Here is a 17,646-nt window from a genome sequence, read left to right on the forward strand (position 1 = left end):
GCCGTCCGCAGGGGCGGGCTGGGCTCGCGTTCTGCGAGCGGCGCGTATTTCTAAGCGTCAGGCGCGTTGGCCAAGCGTGCGCAGGACCGACTTCACCCGTTCGTCTTCGCCGTCAAGAATCCGTTGGCCCAGTTCGTAGGCGCGTTGAATCGTGATCATGCGCGCCATTTCGGAAACCGGATCCACATTTCCGCCCTCGATGAAACCCTGCCGGATCGCCGCGTTTTCCGCAGGCTGCGGAGTTTCATCGGTGTTGAAGAGCACGCCGCCCTCTCGCGTCAACGATTCGGGATTCTCCACGCGCACAAGCCCAATCGCGCCGATTGGCGAGCCATCCGCGGCAATGGTGCCGTCAGCGGAGATTTCAAACATCCGCGCGTCGGGCGGCAGGAATATGGGACTGCCGCCATCGCCCAGGACCCGGTATCCATCGGGCGTTACAAGCTCTCCCTCCGCGCTGCGGGCAAAGACGCCGGCGCGGGTCAGGCGAATTCCGGCTGCCGTCTCGACTTGAAAAAAGCCGTCGCCCTCGATCGCGAGATCGAACGTTCCGTCTGTGCGGGCCATGTCGCCCTGACGAAAGTCCGTCACGCGGGCCCGCGCGCTTGTCATCGATATGGACCCGCCCTCAACCGGCAACGCCTTGACCATTTCAGCGAAGATCGCGCCTTCCTTGCGGTATCCGGCCGTCGATATGTTTGCGATGTTGTTCGCAACGACTTGCATTTCTGAAAGCAATGCGGATTGGCGCGTAAGCGCGACATAGCTTGCATTATCCATCGGACATTGCCTTTTCCAGGAGAGTTCGAGCCTCACGCGACGTTTCCACGAGCGCCAGAGCGGCGCTCAGCGACGGAACCTCGGCATCGGTCGAAGATGCCGGCTCAATTGCTTGCTCTTCAGCCGCCATGAATGCCGCAAGCTCCTTGCGGACAGGATCCTTTGACAGCGTCGCCGCCGTCTTCCAATCCGCTGCTCGCCATGCGAATCCAGCCACCGACTCGGGCGGCGCATTGTCATCGGCCCTCAAGGCGGCGAACGCCGCGGCGTAGTCGCCAAGCAGATTTTGCGAGCGGGCTCGCAGTTCAGCGGCGTCGGCCGATTCAATTTCAGAGAGCATTTCGAGAGCTGACTTCCCGTCTGAAAGCGCGAGATGCGCCCGGGCGCCTGCGAGCCGCGCAGCTTCAGACCCGCGTGAAAGCGGAGGGGCCAGGACGGTCAAGGCCATATTGGCCAGACCAATGGCCGTCATTTCCTGAGCGACGGATATCCTCACCTCATCGGCAGTTGCATCATCCCCGACAATGTCAAGATGGTCCGCAATCACGCTGGCATACTCGACGGCGTCAATCTCCTGCGATGCGGCGCGAGACAGTATGTCCCGCGCTGCCTGGCGCAGTGAAGGCTCCGAACCCGGGTCGCGGCGCAGATCACCGTCAATTATTCGAAATGCCGCCTTCAGCCCGCCGGCGCCGGCACGCGTGGTGATCTCGGTAACGCGCAGCCGACGCCCGATCTCGGCGCCGCGCAACTCGAAAGCGGTGGCGGCGACATCCGTGAGAAAAGCCGCCGGCGGCTTCGCGTTTCGCCGGATCATGCTGTCGCCCAACAGAATCATCGCCTCGGCGCGATTTGGCGCATTCTTCGCTATCAGCTTGCGAAAAATCGCATCTGAATCCTTCTCGCGACCGTTGACGGCGGCGATTCTGGCCGCCGCCATGTCTGCGTAAGCGCCCCGATCGCCAACGGCCCGATCAAGAATCAGAAGAATCCTTTCTGCCGCTTCGGGCATGTTGCGATCGAGCAGATCCTCCATGAGCGCCGGTCCGAGAAGGCCGCGAAGCTCGAGCGGCGTTTCGGCATAGGCCTTGATGATCGCATCGACATGCGTCTCGGCACCATCGCCGTCCTCGCGCGCGCCGCCACGTGTGACTCGAGCGGCTGAACGCCACATGGCGATTGCGCCTTCGCAATCCCTGGCGGCGAAGACGGGTCCGTCGGGAGACGCGGGACGACCTTCAACGATGTTGGCGAGGTCCTGCAGCAGCGCAACCTCCGCCGCATCCGCCACGACGTCGCGCAGCTGCAGCATCGCCTCGGCGCCGAAGCCAAAGCGAATGTAGAGGCGCGCCAACGCCAGCGCCGCTTCTGCGCTTGGGCGATCAAACTCGGCGTAAAGGTTGCGACGCAGATCGGCGATTTGCTCGGACAGAGGGCTGTCCGTAGCCCAGTTTTCCACGTCCAGGCTTGACTCCGGCGGGCAGTTGACGCGCGGGCGCTCAGGCTCCGGCGCGGTTTTGCGCGCCCGGTCGAACACAGTTCTCGCAACTAGCTGAGGTTCCGTGAGGCGCGCATCGCTGGTCGTGACTTCGTCGACCGGCTCGGTCGGTTCTTCAGCAAGCCTCGCCTGGTTTTCCTCATGGGTGAGCGGCGAGGGCGCGATTTGACGATGATCCCCCTTCGCCGAGGCTTCGGGAGGCGCATCGCCGTGGGAGACCATCGCCTCATCCGCCTCCTGCTCGGGCATCGCCTCGGGGGCTTTGACGGCGTCATCCGGAGCGGAAGCGTTCATGCCCTCCATGTCGCTTTTCTCGGGCGGCCGAAACTCGACAAGGCCCTGCTCGGCGGCGCGTGTGAGCTGGGCCAGCAAGCGACTCTGAGCCTCTGCGATCGCGTCGGCCATTTGCGCTTGATCGTCCGGGTCATCCGATGCGGAAGGTTCAATCATGCCCGGAGCTTCGGTCTCTGCAACGGCCTCGGTTGGCTCCTGGAGCGAAATCGCGTCTCCAGGCGGCATTTCGGCAGGATTCGAATCACCGGGTTGCATATCGGCGATCTCGGCCGGTTCAGGAGGCGTCTCCGGCGTGGCGACGGCTTCGGCTTCTTCGACTGACCTGACGGCCTCTCGTATGTCGACCACCAGCATGTTCGCGCCGAATCGATAGCCTTTGACTTCGCAGGCGCAAGACAAGGTCAGCGCGAGCTGCGCGCCGCTTTCGTCATTCTCGCCGCGCGCATTCAGGATTCTGGTGACGCGACGCCCTGGAAAGATCTGGCGCGTATCGAAATCAACCTTTCGCCCCGGGAATCTCAGCACGGCCTTGCGGCCATCCTGAGTCAGCGACCACTCGGTCACGTCGGTCAGATCAATGGCGATCCGGCTGAACGTCGCGTGCTCCCCCGCGCGCACGCGGGCCTTTTCCTGCGCGACGGCGAGGCCGCCCGCCAGGGAGATCGCAATGAAAACAATCAGGCGAATCATGCCGCGGCCGCCGTCTTGGTTTCGCGCAGGGCGTCGCTCAGGTCCGTAAAGCTCGGGCGCAGCTCCCGCGGCGTGTTCTGGCGACCGACTTCGATGCAGATGTCGGGCGCATGCTTGTATAGATTGGCGACGAGAACCTCGCGAATGAGATTGTAAAACTGGTGATCCGCCTCGACCACTGACTTCACCTTGGTCGAGAACGGGCCGACGAGCCCGTAAGCCAGAAACACCCCGAGAAAAGTTCCCACCAGCGCGCCGCCGATCATGCCGCCGAGCACTTCGGGCGGCTGGTCGATCGAGGCCATGGTCTTGATCACGCCCAGCACCGCCGCGACGATCCCCAGCGCCGGAAGCCCGTCCGCCATGGATTGCAGCGCGTGGCTCGAGTGCAGAGAGTGGTGCAGCTTGGCGTCGAGCTGCTTTTCCAGCACGTCCTCGACCTGATGCGGATCGTCATAGTTCATGGACCCCGCGCGCAGAGTGTCGGAAATCAGATCCACCGCGGCGCCGTCGCTCAGTATTCGCGGGTACTTGGCGAAAACCGTCGATTCTTCGGGCGCTTCGATATGGGGTTCGAGATCCATGGGGTTGGCGCGGCCGATGCGGATCAGTTCGAAAAGCAGACACAGAAGATCTTGATAATCTTGAGGTTTCCACTTCGCGCCCTTGAACACCTTGCCGACATCGCGGATCGTATGCTTGATCGCGGACATGTCGTTGGCGACCGCAAACGCGCCTATTGCGGCGCCGCCGATGATCATCATCTCGTAAGGCAGCGTGTGGAGAATGATGGCCATCTTGCCGCCGGCGATCAGGTAGCCGCCGAACACCATCGCCAAGGTGAACACGATGCCGCCGATGCCAATCATGTAAGCCTCGCGATGCAGGGCCGGCGCGCTCGCCAGCGGGATGTGACGAGTATCGGGGCGCAACGGTTAAGAAGCCGCGAAGAGACGCGCTTATTCCGTCGGCGCCCGCGCATTCCTCCCGGCGATCACCACGCTGACGGAATAGGCCTTGCCGGCGCTCAACTGGGAGAGGACCCGGGCTGCCGCGATCTTGTTCATGCGCGCAATGAAGCCGGCGGCGAAAGTCACATCCATGGTCTCGAAAATCTTCGCGGCGTTCTTGGGCTTCATCGCTTCGTAGACCGAGACCAGCCGCATGACGTCCTTGTCCGCGGCCTTGTCGGCGATCGCCAGCGTGGCGGACAGCTTCTTTTCCGCCTCTTCAAGCTGCATCATGTTCTCGCGATACTTCGCTTCCGCCGCTTCAAGAAGCCGTTCGCGATCGGCGATTTCGATGGCGCGGGCGCTGAGCATCGATTCGCGTTCCTTGATGCCCGCCAGCAGCGCCGAAGGGTCAGGAGGCGCCGGGCAGGCGGCGGGCGCATCGGTCGCCATGGCGTTCAGCGCTTCTCCGGCGCCGACGGCGGCCGCCAGATTCGCGGCCTCCTTGGCCAGGGCGCCGTCGGGATCGCCGAGACGAACCAGCCCGGATCCAACGAAGCACACCGTCAGAATCAACAGGGCGCGCGGCGAGCGGACGCGGCGTGTCACCCGACGGCTCCGCGATTCATTTCCTGCACCGCCCTGGCGATTTCCTCGCGCAGCGCCTCGACCACCTGACCGGGATCGGCAAGGCCCGCGCCCGGTCGCGCCGATCCGCGTTGCGCCATCACGTCCCGATCCGGCGCGGGCGCGCTGTCCCGGGCCGCCTCGTCGCGCTGAGGTTTTTCGGGCGCAGGGCGAATCGGCTGCGCGCCGTCGCGGTCATGGATCGTCGCCAGCAGCAGCTCCAGCCGCCCGGCGGCGATTTCCGCGCGCGCCGTGCGCTCAGCCAGGTCCTTCACCGAGGCGCCGGAGACCTTCTTGGCCCCGTCCAGCGCCACGCGCATTTCGTCGACCTGATGCGCCAGGGCGGAAATCGCGCCGCCAAGGCCATTGTCCAGATCGCGCAGCTTGTTCAGACGGCGCGCCAGCACGTGGCAGTAAATGGCGGCGACCAGGGCCGCGGCGATCATCAATCCGTCAGCGATGAGGGTCATCGGGTGTCTCCGTCCGGTCCAGCGACGTCAATTCAGCAGAAAGCGGGTGATGAGGAGGTCGCGCACCCGGCCCTGGCCAGTCACGATCTGCACCCGGCGCAGCATCTGCGCGCGCAGCCGCGGCATGGAGCTGGGTTCCGCGATGTCGCGTTCCTCGACGGCGCGCAGATAGGTGTTGAGCACGTCCAGGATGCGCGGCATCAGCAATTCGACCTCGGCCTTGTATTCCGGCGCCACTTCGAGCTGCGCCTCGAACACCAGATGTTGGGCGCGCGCGCGGGCGCTCAGCGAGATCACCAGCTCCTCGATCGGCACGAAGGCGATCGCAGGCAGGTCCGCAGGCTTGTGGGCCGAGGCCTTCTTCGCCTCGCCGCCGGGAATGGGCAGCAGCCCCGAATAGGCCGCGTAGAACCCGCCGGCGCCGAGAATCAGCATCAGCGCCAGGCCGATGATCAGCCCGAATCCGCGCCGAGGAGCCTGGTCCTCCGCTAGCACTTGAGAATCGATGTCCGCCGTATTGGCCATTTCAAGCCCGTCGTTCAACTTCTGCGTCAGATCCTGTTCTATGCGCAACCAGCTAACCGAATGTTAAACCTGTCAGTTGAATGCTGCACCCAAGCCAGAAGGCCGGTCCGATCTCCCGGGCCCTGCTAAGCGAGAGTGCAGCGTGAACCAGTTTCTGACGATATGGGCGGCGACGGAGCCGCGAAAACGCCTTGCGGCCGGCCTGGCGGGGCTTGCCCTGCTGGTCGCCGTGTTCGGGTTGGCGCGAATCGCCGCCCAGCCAAGCATGGCGCTGCTGTATTCCGGCCTTGAATCAACCGCGGCCGGCGAAGTGCTGTCCGCGTTGGAACAGCGCGGCGTCGCCTTCGACGTGCGCGGCGATTCCATATTCGTGACCGAGGGCATGCGCGACCGGATCCGCATGGATCTGGCCGCCCAGGACATGCCCTCGGGCGGCGCCGCGGGGTATGAGCTGCTGGACGGGATTTCGGGATTCGGCACCACTTCGGAGATGTTCGACGCCACATATTGGCGCGCCAAGGAGGGCGAGCTTGCGCGCACGATCCTGTCGCTGCCCAATGTGCGCCGGGCGCGCGTGCACATCGCAAGCCCAAGGCGGCGGCCTTTCGAGCGCCGCACCGATCCCACCGCCTCGATCACGGTCACCATGCGCACCGGCGGGTTGGGCGAAAGCCAGGCGCAGGCGATTCGCCATCTGGTGTCCTCGGCGGTGGCCGGGCTGCAGCCAGACGCCGTGACGGTGGTCGATTCGGTGGACGGCGTGGTGCTGCGCGCCGGCGACGAACGCCCCGAAACCCGCGCCGGCGCCATCGCCGACGAGCGCGCCGCGGCCCTGCGCGTCAATGTGGAACGTCTGCTGACGGCGCGCGTTGGCGAAGGCGCCGTGGTGGTCGAGGTCTCGGTAGAGACCGATCTCGACAGCGAGAAGATCACCGAGCGCGTGATCGACCCGGCGGGAAGGGTGGCGATCTCCACCGACACCGAGGAAACCTCCGAAAACGAGACCGGCGGATCGGCCAACGTCACCGTGGCGTCGAATCTCCCCGACGGCGACGCGAACGGTGGCAGCGGCTCCGAACGCACCAACTCTCAGACCCGCGAGCGCATCAATTACGAGGTGTCCGAAGTGCTGCGCGAACGCGTGCGCCGGCCCGGCGAAATCCGCCGGATCTCGGTGGCGGCGCTGGTGGACGGGATCCGCGCGACCGGCCCTGACGGCCAGGAAACCTGGATCCCGCGCCCCGACGAGGAGCTCGAATCGCTGCGCGATCTCATCCGCTCGGCCATCGGTTTCGATCCGGCGCGCGGCGATGTCGTGACCATCCAGACCATGGAGTTCAGCGCCGAGCCGGAGCGCGGCACGGTGGCCGAAACCGACGCCTTCGACTTCCTGTCGGTCAACGCCATGTCGCTGGTGCAGCTGGGCGTTCTCAGCGCGGTGGCGCTGGCGCTCGGGCTGCTGGTGCTGCGGCCGATGATTCTCGCCAAGCCGGCGCCGATGCTGGCCGCCGCGGGCGCGCTGGAGGGACCGGACGCGCTGGGCGAAATGCAGCCGGGGCTCGAGGGCGCGGTGGAAGGCAGCCTCGAGGCGGCGGACCGAATCATCGACGCGTCCACGGTGCAAAACGACCAGCTCACCGAACTGCGCGACGCGGTGAGCCAGCGGCCCGAGGACGCCGCGCATCTGCTGAGCAACTGGCTTGACACCAGCGCGACCAGAAAGGAGCAGGCATGAAAACCGCGGCATTGCGATGGGAGGTGTTCGCCAACAACGCCCCGGCGCCGGGCGCGCCCCCCGACGATCCCGTCGCCGAGGCGTTTCAGGCAAGCGCCGACGCGCCCCACTCCATTGATCCGGACGCGGGATTCGGCGCCGCGCCGAGCGCCGCCCTGGCCCGGTTCGCGCCGACCGAGGCCGAACGGCCCGCGCCGCCGCAGACCCCGGCGTTCAACCTCGACCAGTTGCTGGCCCGGGCGCGCGGCGAGGGCCGCGCCGCCGGTTTCGAGGAGGGCGTCGCCCGCGCCGAAGCCGATTTCAACGCCGAGCGGCGCATTCTGCTCACCGAGATCGGCGAGCGCATGCAGGACGCCTATTTCTCGCGGGAAAAGGCCCGGGAGGAGCTCGCCGCCGCCATGCGCCGGATGGCCGAGGCGCTTCTGGGCGCCGTGGCCCCGGCGCTGGCCCAGACCGGGCTCGCCGCCGAAGTCGCCGCCGCCGCGGCGGCGGCCGCGACGGCGGCGGCTGCGACGCCGGGCGGCGCGCAACTGATCGTGCGAATCGGGGAAACCCAGCGCGACGCGGTCGCGGCGGCGCTGGCCGAGGCCGGGATCGACGCCAGGCTCGAAATCACGCCGGGGCTCGGCCCGCTGCGCGCAAGGGTCGACTGGGCCTCGGGCTTTGACGAGATCGATCTCGACGCCTGCATCTCCAGCGCCCGCGCGGCGCTGGACGGCTTCTTCCACCACATCGAGGAAAAAACCTCCCATGGCTGATGATCTAGTCGCCTCCAAGCCCGAACCGGACCTGCCCGCGACCGGCGAGGTCTCGCACGAAGCCGGGCGCTCCAGCGCCGTGCTCGGCGTGCCCATCGAGGTCATCGTTTCGGTGGGCCGCGCCAGGCCGATGATCTCCGATCTGGTCAACCTGCGCCGCGACTCGGTGCTGCCGCTGGACAGCAAGGTCGAGGACCCGGTGGAGATCTATATCGGCGACCGGCTCATCGCCCGGGGCGAATTGCAGGAGATGGACGACCAGAGCGGCCGCCTCGCCGTGCGCCTCACGGAAGTGGCAGACATGTCGAATGGCGTCTGACAGCCGGCATATCCAACGCGCCGCCGTCCTGATCGCCGCTGTCCTCGCCCTCGCCTGGGCGGGGCCTGCGGCGGCGCAGCAGGTGGCGATCGATCTCGGCGGCGAGGGCTCGCTGACCCTGCGCACGGTGCAGCTGTTCGCGCTGGTCACGGTGCTGAGCCTCGCCCCGGCGATCGCCATCATGGTCACCTGCTTTCCCTTCGTGGTGACGGTGCTGTCGATCCTGCGCCAGGCCATCGGCGTGCAGCAGGCGCCGCCCAACATGATGATCGTCAGTCTGGCGCTGTTCCTGACCTATTTCGTCATGGAGCCGGTGTTCCGCGCCGCCTGGGAAACCGGGCTGGCGCCGCTGCTCGACGAAAAGATCGATGTGATCACGGCGTTTGACCTGATCATCAAGCCGTTCCGCGTGTTCATGGAGGCCCGCGTGAGCCCCGACACGCTGTCGGCCATGCTGGAGGTGTCGCCGAGCCGCGACGCCGCCGGCGGGGAGGCGCCGCTGTCGGTGCTTATCCCCTCCTTTCTGCTCAGCGAGATCCAGCGCGCCTTCGAAATCGGCTTTCTGGTGTTTCTGCCGTTCCTGCTGATCGATCTGGTGGTGGCCTCGATCCTCATGTCCATGGGCATGCTGATGGTGCCGCCCGCGGTGGTCTCGCTGCCATTCAAGCTGGCGTTCTTCGTGGTCGCAGACGGCTGGACCCTGCTGGCAAGCGCCCTGGTGCGGGGATACGGAACATGAGCGATGCAATGACCACCACTGGGCCGGCCCCCGAGGCCGACGGCGCGCATCTGGCGCTGCCCGGCCCCGGCGGGCCCGGGCCGGAGCGGCTGACGCCGTCGGAAAAGGCCGCCATCGTCATCGTGGCGCTGGGGCCGGAGGTGTCCTCGGAGCTGCTGCGCGAGATGGGCGAGGTCTCGGTGCGCCGATTCGCCCGCGCCGTCAGCAACATGCGCCAGATTCCGCGCGAAACGGTCGAGAAGGTGCTGATCGAATTCCTTGCCGTGCTCGGCGACGACATGACCGTGCGCGGCGGGTCGGACGCGGCGCGCCGGTTTCTCGGCAAGATGATGGACGGCGAGGCGCTGTCGCGGATTCTGGAGGATCTGGACAGCCGCGGCGGCCGCTCGCTCTGGACCAAGCTGTCCGAAGCCGCCGACGCGCCCTTCGCCGCCTGGCTGCAGACCGAGCACCCGCAATTGGCCAGCGTCATCCTTTCCCGCCTCAGATCCGATCAGGCGGCGCGGATTCTCGAACGGCTGGAGAACGGTTTCGCGCAGGAGGTGGTGCTGCGCATGAGCCGCATCGCCACCATCGACCCCAAGGCCATGGATCTGATCACCCGGGTGATCGAGCGCGATTTCGTCTCCGCCATGGCCCGCACCCAGGGCGCGCGCAAGCCCTCGGAAATGATCGCCGGCCTGCTGAACCACGTGTCCGGCGCCTCGCGCGAGGATCTGCTGAGGCATATGGACGAGGTGGACCCCAAGCTGTCCCAGGATGTGCAGCGGGTGATGTTCACCTTCGCCGACATCTCCAGCCGCGTGTCCGCGCGCGACATCTCGCTGGTGGTCAAGGCGGTCGAGGAACCGGTCCTGCTGGCCGCGCTGAAAACCGCGAAGGTCGCCGGCGACGCCACGGTGGATTTCTTCCTCGGCAACATCTCCAAACGCCTGTCCGAACGCCTCATCGAGGATATCGACGCCATGCCGGAACCCAGCCGCAAGGAAGGCGAGGCCGCGCAGGCCGAGCTCATCCAGGGCATTCAGGCGCTGGTCAAGGCCGGGGAGATCAAGCTCATCGAGGTGGAATCCGACGACGACTGACCACGGCCCGGCGCGCATGGCGGCGCATTCGCGTCAGGCGGCGGTCCCGGGCGCCGGTCGCGCGGGGCTGGCGACGCCGAACGTCCTGGCGGCGAAAACCGGGTAGGGATCGGCGATCAGCGTCGCAACCTCGCCCCGGATCAGCGCCAGCGCATCGGCGTCGGGGCGCGGGGTCTCCGGCACGATCTGCGGCGCATCGAAATCGAACCCGGTCCGGTCGCGCACCTCCTCGACCGTCACCCCCGGATGCGTCGACCGCAGGCGGAACCGGCCTTTCCGGCGATCGAACCCCATGACGCAAAGTTCGGTGACCAGCGCATGGGGGCCGCCGGGGCGATGCACCTCCGGCGGGCTGACCCCGGGCGAGGTGACGAAATCGACCATTTGCGGAAACACCCGCCGGGAATGCTCCTCGTGAAACAGGATCACCCGGGGGGCGAGAAAATACAGATAGGCCGAGCCGAAAGCCCCCGACCAGCGCACATCCATCTTCGGATAGGCGCCGATGCCCGTGAGGTTGATGTTGGCCTGCCCGTCGATCTGCCCGCCGGACAGAAAAAACGCGTCCACCCGCCCCTGCGCCGCCTGATCGAAGATCTCCACGCCGCCATCCGAACGGTAGCGCGGCAGGTCGCAGCCGATGATGGAGACCCGCGCGCCCTCGCGCAGCCCGGTGAGGATCGCCGCCGCGCCGGGGATCGGCGACAGCACGCCGACGGCGATATGGCCGCAGCCCGACAGCAACCTGGCGATGACGTTGATCAGCAGCTCCTCGCGACGAAGGCCGCCCGCGGCGTCAGGCGCAGGGCCGGACACCGGACCGGACATCTGGCCGGGCGCAGGGCCGGGTTTCGGGCCGAGTTTCGGGCCGGGTTTCGGGCCGCTCACGCCGCCGCCTCGCGATCCAGCACCCATTGCGCCAGGTAATCGTCGAACGCCCCCGCGTCGCGCGACGCCTTGGCGTAAAGCCGGTGATGCGCATCGTCCCGCCCGTAGCGCCCGGGCATCGCGGTCGGCCAGGCGCCGTTCACCGCTTCGGCCACGCCGCCCACATAGATGCCGCTCACCAGATTGGCGGCGCGGCGCGGATCTTCGGCGAGGCTGGTCTCGACGATCCGCTCCGCCGTCGCCAGAGTCGCGTGCGCGGCATGGGCCAACAGTTTCAGATCGTGGCGCGCGCCGACCCAGAGATTGCCCTGCCGGTCCGCCAGCTCCACATGCATCAGCGCCACATCCGGGCGGATCGGCGGCATCGCCACCACCGGATCGCCGGGCGCGAACGGGTTGTCGACAATCTGAAAATCCCCGCGCCGCGCCAGCATGTCCGAGCCGATCAACCCGCGGATCGTCACGAAGGGCTGGCCTTTCTCGCCGCCCTGCAACCCGGCATAGACCGCCGGGCAGGTGGAATCGCTGAGCGCCACGCGCCCCTCGCGCACCGCCGCCGCGAATCGCCCTGCAGGGCCGAATTCGCCCAGCGAGACCCCGGCGGTCTCGATCGCCGCCACCGCGCCGCCGCCGATCAGCAGGTCGGCGGCCATGGCGCCGGTGGGCACGGTCAGCAGCCGCAGGTCGCGCGCGCCCCGCCGGATCAACGCGCGGACCAGCGCCATGGGCGCGGCGGGATCCTTGGCCAGCGCCGCCGCGGCGCCGTCAGGGACCAGCGCCGCCAGCGCCTCGACGCTCTCGCATGTCCGGAAATTCATTGGCGGGTCTCCCGTTTGCCAAGCGCCCGGCGCAGCATAGCGCGGCGGGCGCGGCGCGCAAATCCTCGTCTTCGCGGCGCGACGCCGCCTTAACCCCTACCCTTGCGCCGGGAACAGCGGTATCGTCTGGCGCATGAGCGACTCCGATCTGGCCGAGGACCCGCCCACGCCCGCCGCCCAAACCCCGGCGCGGCGCAAGCAGCGCTATCATCATGGCGATCTGCGCTCCGCCCTGATCGCGGCGGGACGGCGGCTGGCGGAGGAGCACGGCGCCGAGGGCGTAACCTTCGCCGCCGCCTCGCGCCTTGCCGGCGTGTCGGCGACCGCGCCCTACCGGCATTTCCGCGACCGGGACGATTTCCAGGACCATGTCGCCGCCTCGGTCTTCGACGAGATCGCCGCCTGCATGCGTCAGGTGCGCAGCCGCCACCCCCGCGGCAGCTCCGAGACGCTGATCGCGCTCGGCAAGACCTATGTGGATTTCCACGCCGCGCATCCCAAGCTCTACGGCCTGCTCTGGGGCGACCCGGAATCCCGGGACGAGGACAGCGAAACCGCCGCCTGCGGCAGAAAATGCTTTGACTGCCTGATCGGCGCGATCGAGGACTGGCTCGCGGCGAATCCCGACGCGATCGCCCCCCCCGCGACCATCGCCGCGCCCATGTGGATGGCGGTGCACGGGCTGGCGAGCCTCGGCAATTCCAGGGCCTTCGCCTCGGTGGCGCCGGACATGACCCCGCATATGATGATCGAACTGACCGTGCCGCGCATCCTCGAAGGCGTGAAGGCGCGCGGGGTCCAGGGCAAGATCTGAACCGGCGCCAGGGGCGAAGCGCCAGGGGCGAGCGAGCCCCGCCCGTGATCCGCCTCCGATGCGGCGCAGCCGCGAGGGCCGGGCCCAACGGGAGGTCGCCCCGCAGGGGCGGCCGACGGGCGGGAGCCGCCCCCGGCCTTTCGACCCGCGCTCCCCGGCGAATTCGCGCGCCGGGCGCCGGGCAGGCGGTCGGCGGGCCGGAACGCCCTCCCCCCCCCGCCCGGGTCAGGCGCCCGGGTCAGGCGCCCGGGTCAGGCGCGCGCGGCTTGCGAATCCGCCGCCTGCGCCCGGCGCGGGACCAGCAGGCTGAACACCGGCGGCACGAAGTAGAAGCTGACCACGGTGGACAGCAGCACTCCTCCGGCGATCGCCATGGCGAAGGGCGGCCAGAACCCGCCGCCCGCCAGGATCAGCGGCAGGAATCCGCCGAAGGTGGTCACCGTGGTGGACACGATATGCCGGCTGGCGCCCACCACCACCTTGCGCATCGCCGCTCGATCGCCGCGCGCCGCCGCCGGGTCTTCCTGCATGCCGGTGATGAGGATGATCGCCGCGTTGATCGACACGCCGATGGAGCCGATCACCCCGATCAGCGCGGTGATGCCGAAGGGATACTGGAACACCGCCAGCGACAGCAGGCTGAGCCCCATGGACAGGCCCATCACCGCGAACCCGGCCAGCGACAGGCGGAACGAATTGAAGGTCAGCACGATGGTCGCCACCGTGCCCACGATCACCACGCCCAGCGTCGAGATCAGGTTGGCCACGGTGTCCTCGCGCGCATCCGAATCGCCGCCCCATTCGATGCGCACCCCCGGCGGCAGCCGCAGCGGGGTCTCGGCGAGCGCCGCCTGCAGGCCCTTCAGCGCCTCCTCGGGCAGCACCCCGCGGGTCAGGAACGCCTGCACGTTGTTGACGCGTTCGCCGTTGCGGCGGCTGATCGGGCTTTCCGAGGGGCTCAGCCGCACCGCGCCCAGCGCCGTCGCCGGGATGAGCTCGCCCTTCGGCCCAAGAATGTTGAGCGCCGCCAGCGCTGCGGGCGAGGCGCGCTCGCCTTGCGGCAGGATGACCCGCACCGGCAGCTCCTGCGTGCCCTCCAGCACCGAGCCGCCGGACACGCCGGTGGTCAGCGCCGCGAGCTGCCCGGCGATGTCATGAAGCCCGAGCCCCGCCAGCCGCGCCTTGTCCTCGTCGATCTCGAACACGTATTTCGGCGCGCCGCCCATCAGGTCGGCGCGGGTGTGGATCACCGCCGGCTGACGCGCCATCAGCGCGCGCGCCTCGTCGCCAAGCCGGCGCAGGACCTCCAGATCCGGGCCCACCAGGCGCATCTCGATCGGCGCGCTCACCGGCGGCCCCTGCACCAGACCGCGCACCAGCACCTGCGCCTCGGGGATCGCGCGGTCGAACGCGGCCTGCAATTGCGGGATCAGCGTTTCGGTGATCGCAGGGCCGTCGGTGCTGACCAGGGCCTCGGCGAAACTGGCGGTGCGGCGGCGGTCGGCCTCCATGTTGTAGTAGAAGGGCGGCGCGCTCTCGCCGATCACCCAGTCCACGCGGCGCACCCCATTCGCGGCGGCCAGCAGCGCGTCGATGCGGCGCGCCGTGGCCTCGGCGGCGCGGATCGAGGCGCCGTCGGGCAGCTTCGCCTGCACATGGAACTGGTCGCGATCGACGCCGGGAAAGAACTGCGCGGTCAGCGTCGGAAAGGCGGCGAAGCCCATCGCCGGCAGCGCCAGCGCCGCGGCGAGGGCCACCACGCGGTGGCGCAGGCTCATGTCGATGCTCCAGGCGAACAGCCGCCCGAAGGCGCCCCCCGACAGCCCGGCGGCGAGCATCCCGCGCCCCCCCAGCCCGCCCGGCAGCAGCAGCCCGGCCAGCGCCGGCGTGATGGTGAGCGCCACCGCCAGCGACGAAAACAGCATCACGATCACCGATATGGCGATCGCCCCGACGAAATCGCCCGCCGGCCCCGGCAGCGCCGCCATGGGCAGGAAGGCCAGCGCCGTGGTCACCGTCGAGGCCAGCAGCGGCACGGCGAGACGGCGCACGGATTCATCCACTGCGTCCAGCACCGCCATGCCGCCGATCAGACGTTTTCGAATCTCGTCGGTCATCACGATGGCCGCGTCCACCAGCAGCCCCAGCGCCACGATCAGCCCGGTCACCGACATCTGGTGGATGACGATGCCGGTTTCCTTGAGAATGGCGATCGACAGCATGGTGGTCAGCGGCAGCGCCAGCGCCACCACCACCGCCGCGCGCCAGCCCAGGGTCACGAACAGCACCGCCACCACCAGCCCGACGCCCATGGCGATGTTGACGCCAAGCGCCTTCAGGCGCGCCGCGGTGTAGGCGCTCTGGTCGAAGAACTGTTCCAGCTTCAGCCCGGCGGGCATGTCCACGGCTTGCGCGGCGGCCCGCACCCGGGCCATCCATTTGTCGACCTGCAGGTCGTCCTCCATGCGCGCGGCGATCAGCACCGCCGGGCGGCCCTCGGACCAGGCGAGGCTCTCGCGCGGGGCGCGTTCGGCGCGCGTCACCACGGCCACGTCGCCGACCCGCAGCGCCGCGCGCCCCGCCGGCGCGTTCGCGCCCTGGCGTCCGGCCACGCGCAGCGGCACGTCGCGCACCCGCGCCACGGCGTCGAATTCGCCCGCCACCTCCAGCAGGAAATCGCTGGTCTCGCCTGCCGCGCGCCCGGCGTTGACCTTGGCGTCGGCCTGCGCCAGGGCCGTCGCGATCGCCTGCGGGGTCAGGCCCAGCCCGGCGGCGCGCACGCCGTCGAGCGCCACGCGGATCTCCTCCTCGGCGGCGCCGTAGACATCGACGCGGCGGACGCCCGGCAGGGCGCGCAGCCGGTCGCGCAGCATCTCCGCATGGCGCGCCAGCAGCCCCGGCGACGGATCAGCCTGCGGGCGCGCGGTCAGCGAGAAGATCGCGGTGTAGGCCCCGGCGCGGTCGTTCTCGAATTCCGGGTCCGGCACGCCGGGCGGGAATTTCGCCGCCGCGTCGGCGAGCGCGTCGCGGATCTCCGACCAGGTGCGGTCGATCTCGGCGTCCGTGATGAAGGAGCTCAGCTCCACCCGCATGGCGCTGATCCCGGCGCTGGAGGTGGAGCTGATCTCCTTGATCTGCGGGATCTTGCGCAGTTCGGCCTCGATCTTCTCGGTCACCAGCGCCTCGACCCGCTCGGGCGAGGCGCCGGGGAAGGGCGTGGTGATGCCGGCGAAGATGTTGGTGATGGTCGGATCCTCCTGACGGCCGATGGTCAGGATCGCCGTGGCGCCCAGCGCCAGAATCATCAGGATGGCCAGCGCCAGCACCCGGCGTTCGCGCAGGAACAGCGTGGTCATCGCGAAACCGGCGCGCCGTCGATCGAGGCCACCAGCACCGGCTGCCTGGGCGCCAGCCGGTTGCCCCCGCCGGCGATCACCGTCGCGCCGTCGCGCAGGGTGCCCCGCACGAAGGCGCGGTCGCCGTCCAGCGCCACCACCTCCACCGCTTCGCGCCGGATTTCGCCGTCGATCGCCACCATCACCGACCACAGCCCCTTGCGCCCTTCGCTGAGCGCCGCCACCGGCAGCCAGCCGCCGGCGGCCGGGGTCCAGCGCGCGGCGCGCAGTTCGACGACCGCGCCCTCGAGGATCTCGGAGGCCCCGGGATCCGCGCCGCCGGTCAGGTCGAAGATCATGGTTTCGGTGCGCGTCGCCGGATCGATGTCGGGCACGCGCGCCGCCAGCCGCGCGGCGATCTCGCGCCCGTCGATCAGCAGGATCGGCGCCTCGCCCGCCGCGAAGCTCGCGGCCAGCCTGGCGGCAAGCCCCGGCGGCACGCCGATGCGCGCCTGCGGGCGGCGGTTTTCCTTGAGCAGCAGCACCGGCGCCCCGGCGCCCGCCACGTCGCCCTCATCGGCCATGCGCCGCGTCACCACCCCGTCGAAGGGCGCGCGCAGCAGGGTCTTGTCGCGGCGGATGTCGATCATGGCGAGGCGCGCGTCGATGGCGGCGGATTCGGCGCTCAGCGCCGCGACATTGAAGCGGGCGTCGTCATGGCGCGCGCGGCTGGCGGCGCCGCCCTCCACCAACTGGCGCTGGCGGTCCTCGATCAGGCGGGCCAGCGACAACCGCGCCTGCACCTGCGCGCGCTGCGCCGCGGCGACGGCGCGCTCGGCGCCAAGCAGCGCGTCGTCGAGCCGCGCCAGCGGCTGCCCGCGGCGCACTGCGCCGCCCTCCTCGACCAGCATTTCAACGATCAGCCCGCCGGCCTCGAAGGCCATGTCGGCGACGCGGCGCGCCTCCACCCGGCCGATGAACCGCGCCTGCGCGCGGTAGCCGGTCTCCAGCCGGAACCGCAGCGCCGCGACCTCCAGCGGCGGCGGCGCGACCGGGGCCGCGACATCCGCCGCGCGCATCCGCAGGGTTCCGACGCCGAACGCCGTGGCGCCGCCGATGATCACCAGCGCCAGCGCCCCCAACGCGATCCGCGTCAGGCGCGCCAGAATCGAGACGCCGGGACGACAGGCGGAATGACGGTCGGGCATCGGCGCGCTCGCTGATCTGAAGGGGCGGGACTCGCTGCGTGGAATCGCATGTTACGCCTGCTAACATATGTTAGCAGACGTAACATGCAACCCGGAACCGCGAAATTCGCGCT

The 17,646-nt window shown here is 68.9% G+C and carries 16 protein-coding genes; 6 read left to right on the forward strand and 10 right to left on the reverse strand.

Going from position 1 to position 17,646, the window contains the following annotated elements:
• Positions 1–57 precede the first annotated feature (57 nt).
• The 6 genes from AC1HC7_RS01830 to AC1HC7_RS01855 form a co-directional block, all read right to left on the reverse strand.
• The gene (locus AC1HC7_RS01830; protein ID WP_479498592.1) at positions 58–780 is read right to left on the reverse strand and encodes a flagellar hook-basal body complex protein; all 723 of its coding nucleotides are present in this window, start codon (positions 778–780) and stop codon (positions 58–60) included.
• Positions 773–3,262, reverse strand: coding sequence for a prolipoprotein diacylglyceryl transferase (locus tag AC1HC7_RS01835; RefSeq protein WP_479498593.1), 2,490 nt, complete (start codon positions 3,260–3,262; stop codon positions 773–775). The genes AC1HC7_RS01830 and AC1HC7_RS01835 overlap by 8 nt, the downstream gene beginning before the upstream one ends.
• Positions 3,259–4,131: a flagellar motor stator protein MotA gene (gene motA, locus AC1HC7_RS01840; RefSeq protein WP_479496953.1), complete on the reverse strand. Its 873-nt coding sequence runs from the start codon at positions 4,129–4,131 to the stop codon at positions 3,259–3,261. Before motA ends, AC1HC7_RS01835 begins: the two co-directional genes overlap by 4 nt.
• A 90-nt stretch (positions 4,132–4,221) precedes the next feature.
• On the reverse strand, positions 4,222–4,821 hold the full coding sequence (locus AC1HC7_RS01845) for a MotE family protein (protein ID WP_479496954.1): 600 nt from the start codon (positions 4,819–4,821) through the stop codon (positions 4,222–4,224).
• Positions 4,818–5,309, reverse strand: a complete 492-nt coding sequence (locus AC1HC7_RS01850; RefSeq protein WP_479496955.1) for a hypothetical protein — start codon at positions 5,307–5,309, stop codon at positions 4,818–4,820. The genes AC1HC7_RS01845 and AC1HC7_RS01850 overlap by 4 nt, the downstream gene beginning before the upstream one ends.
• A 27-nt stretch (positions 5,310–5,336) precedes the next feature.
• Entirely contained in the window at positions 5,337–5,744 is a 408-nt protein-coding gene (locus AC1HC7_RS01855; RefSeq protein ID WP_479497066.1) for a flagellar basal body-associated FliL family protein, read from the reverse strand.
• A gap of 232 nt (positions 5,745–5,976) precedes the next feature.
• Here AC1HC7_RS01855 and fliF point away from each other — a divergent pair, with 232 nt between their 5' ends.
• From fliF to AC1HC7_RS01880, 5 genes are read left to right on the forward strand one after another with little or no spacing between them, the layout of a single operon-like run.
• A complete protein-coding gene (gene fliF / locus AC1HC7_RS01860; protein ID WP_479496956.1) occupies positions 5,977–7,569 on the forward strand; it encodes a flagellar basal-body MS-ring/collar protein FliF in 1,593 nt (530 codons plus the stop codon).
• On the forward strand, positions 7,566–8,327 hold the full coding sequence (locus AC1HC7_RS01865) for a hypothetical protein (protein WP_479498594.1): 762 nt from the start codon (positions 7,566–7,568) through the stop codon (positions 8,325–8,327). Before fliF ends, AC1HC7_RS01865 begins: the two co-directional genes overlap by 4 nt.
• Positions 8,320–8,646, forward strand: coding sequence for a FliM/FliN family flagellar motor switch protein (locus tag AC1HC7_RS01870; protein WP_479496958.1), 327 nt, complete (start codon positions 8,320–8,322; stop codon positions 8,644–8,646). The genes AC1HC7_RS01865 and AC1HC7_RS01870 overlap by 8 nt, the downstream gene beginning before the upstream one ends.
• On the forward strand, positions 8,636–9,385 hold the full coding sequence (gene fliP, locus AC1HC7_RS01875; protein WP_479496959.1) for a flagellar type III secretion system pore protein FliP: 750 nt from the start codon (positions 8,636–8,638) through the stop codon (positions 9,383–9,385). The genes AC1HC7_RS01870 and fliP overlap by 11 nt, the downstream gene beginning before the upstream one ends.
• An 8-nt stretch (positions 9,386–9,393) precedes the next feature.
• A complete protein-coding gene (locus tag AC1HC7_RS01880; protein WP_479496960.1) occupies positions 9,394–10,470 on the forward strand; it encodes a flagellar motor switch protein FliG in 1,077 nt (358 codons plus the stop codon).
• Positions 10,471–10,503: 33 nt separating this feature from the next.
• Here the strand turns inward: AC1HC7_RS01880 and AC1HC7_RS01885 are convergent, their stop codons facing one another.
• Positions 10,504–11,358, reverse strand: a complete 855-nt coding sequence (locus AC1HC7_RS01885) for a CoA-transferase (RefSeq protein WP_479496961.1) — start codon at positions 11,356–11,358, stop codon at positions 10,504–10,506.
• Positions 11,355–12,176, reverse strand: a complete 822-nt coding sequence (locus AC1HC7_RS01890) for a CoA transferase subunit A (RefSeq protein ID WP_479496962.1) — start codon at positions 12,174–12,176, stop codon at positions 11,355–11,357. The genes AC1HC7_RS01885 and AC1HC7_RS01890 overlap by 4 nt, the downstream gene beginning before the upstream one ends.
• Positions 12,177–12,309: 133 nt before the next feature.
• On the opposite strand from AC1HC7_RS01890, the gene AC1HC7_RS01895 reads away from it, so the two are divergent.
• A complete protein-coding gene (locus tag AC1HC7_RS01895) occupies positions 12,310–12,990 on the forward strand; it encodes a TetR/AcrR family transcriptional regulator (protein ID WP_479496963.1) in 681 nt (226 codons plus the stop codon).
• Positions 12,991–13,241: 251 nt separating this feature from the next.
• On the opposite strand, the gene AC1HC7_RS01900 is transcribed toward AC1HC7_RS01895, so the two are convergent.
• Both AC1HC7_RS01900 and AC1HC7_RS01905 read right to left on the reverse strand, forming a co-directional pair.
• Positions 13,242–16,346: an efflux RND transporter permease subunit gene (locus tag AC1HC7_RS01900; protein ID WP_479496964.1), complete on the reverse strand. Its 3,105-nt coding sequence runs from the start codon at positions 16,344–16,346 to the stop codon at positions 13,242–13,244.
• Positions 16,343–17,533: an efflux RND transporter periplasmic adaptor subunit gene (locus AC1HC7_RS01905; RefSeq protein ID WP_479496965.1), complete on the reverse strand. Its 1,191-nt coding sequence runs from the start codon at positions 17,531–17,533 to the stop codon at positions 16,343–16,345. Before AC1HC7_RS01905 ends, AC1HC7_RS01900 begins: the two co-directional genes overlap by 4 nt.
• Positions 17,534–17,646 lie beyond the last annotated feature (113 nt).

The sequence above is a fragment of the Oceanicella sp. genome (genome assembly GCF_056449545.1).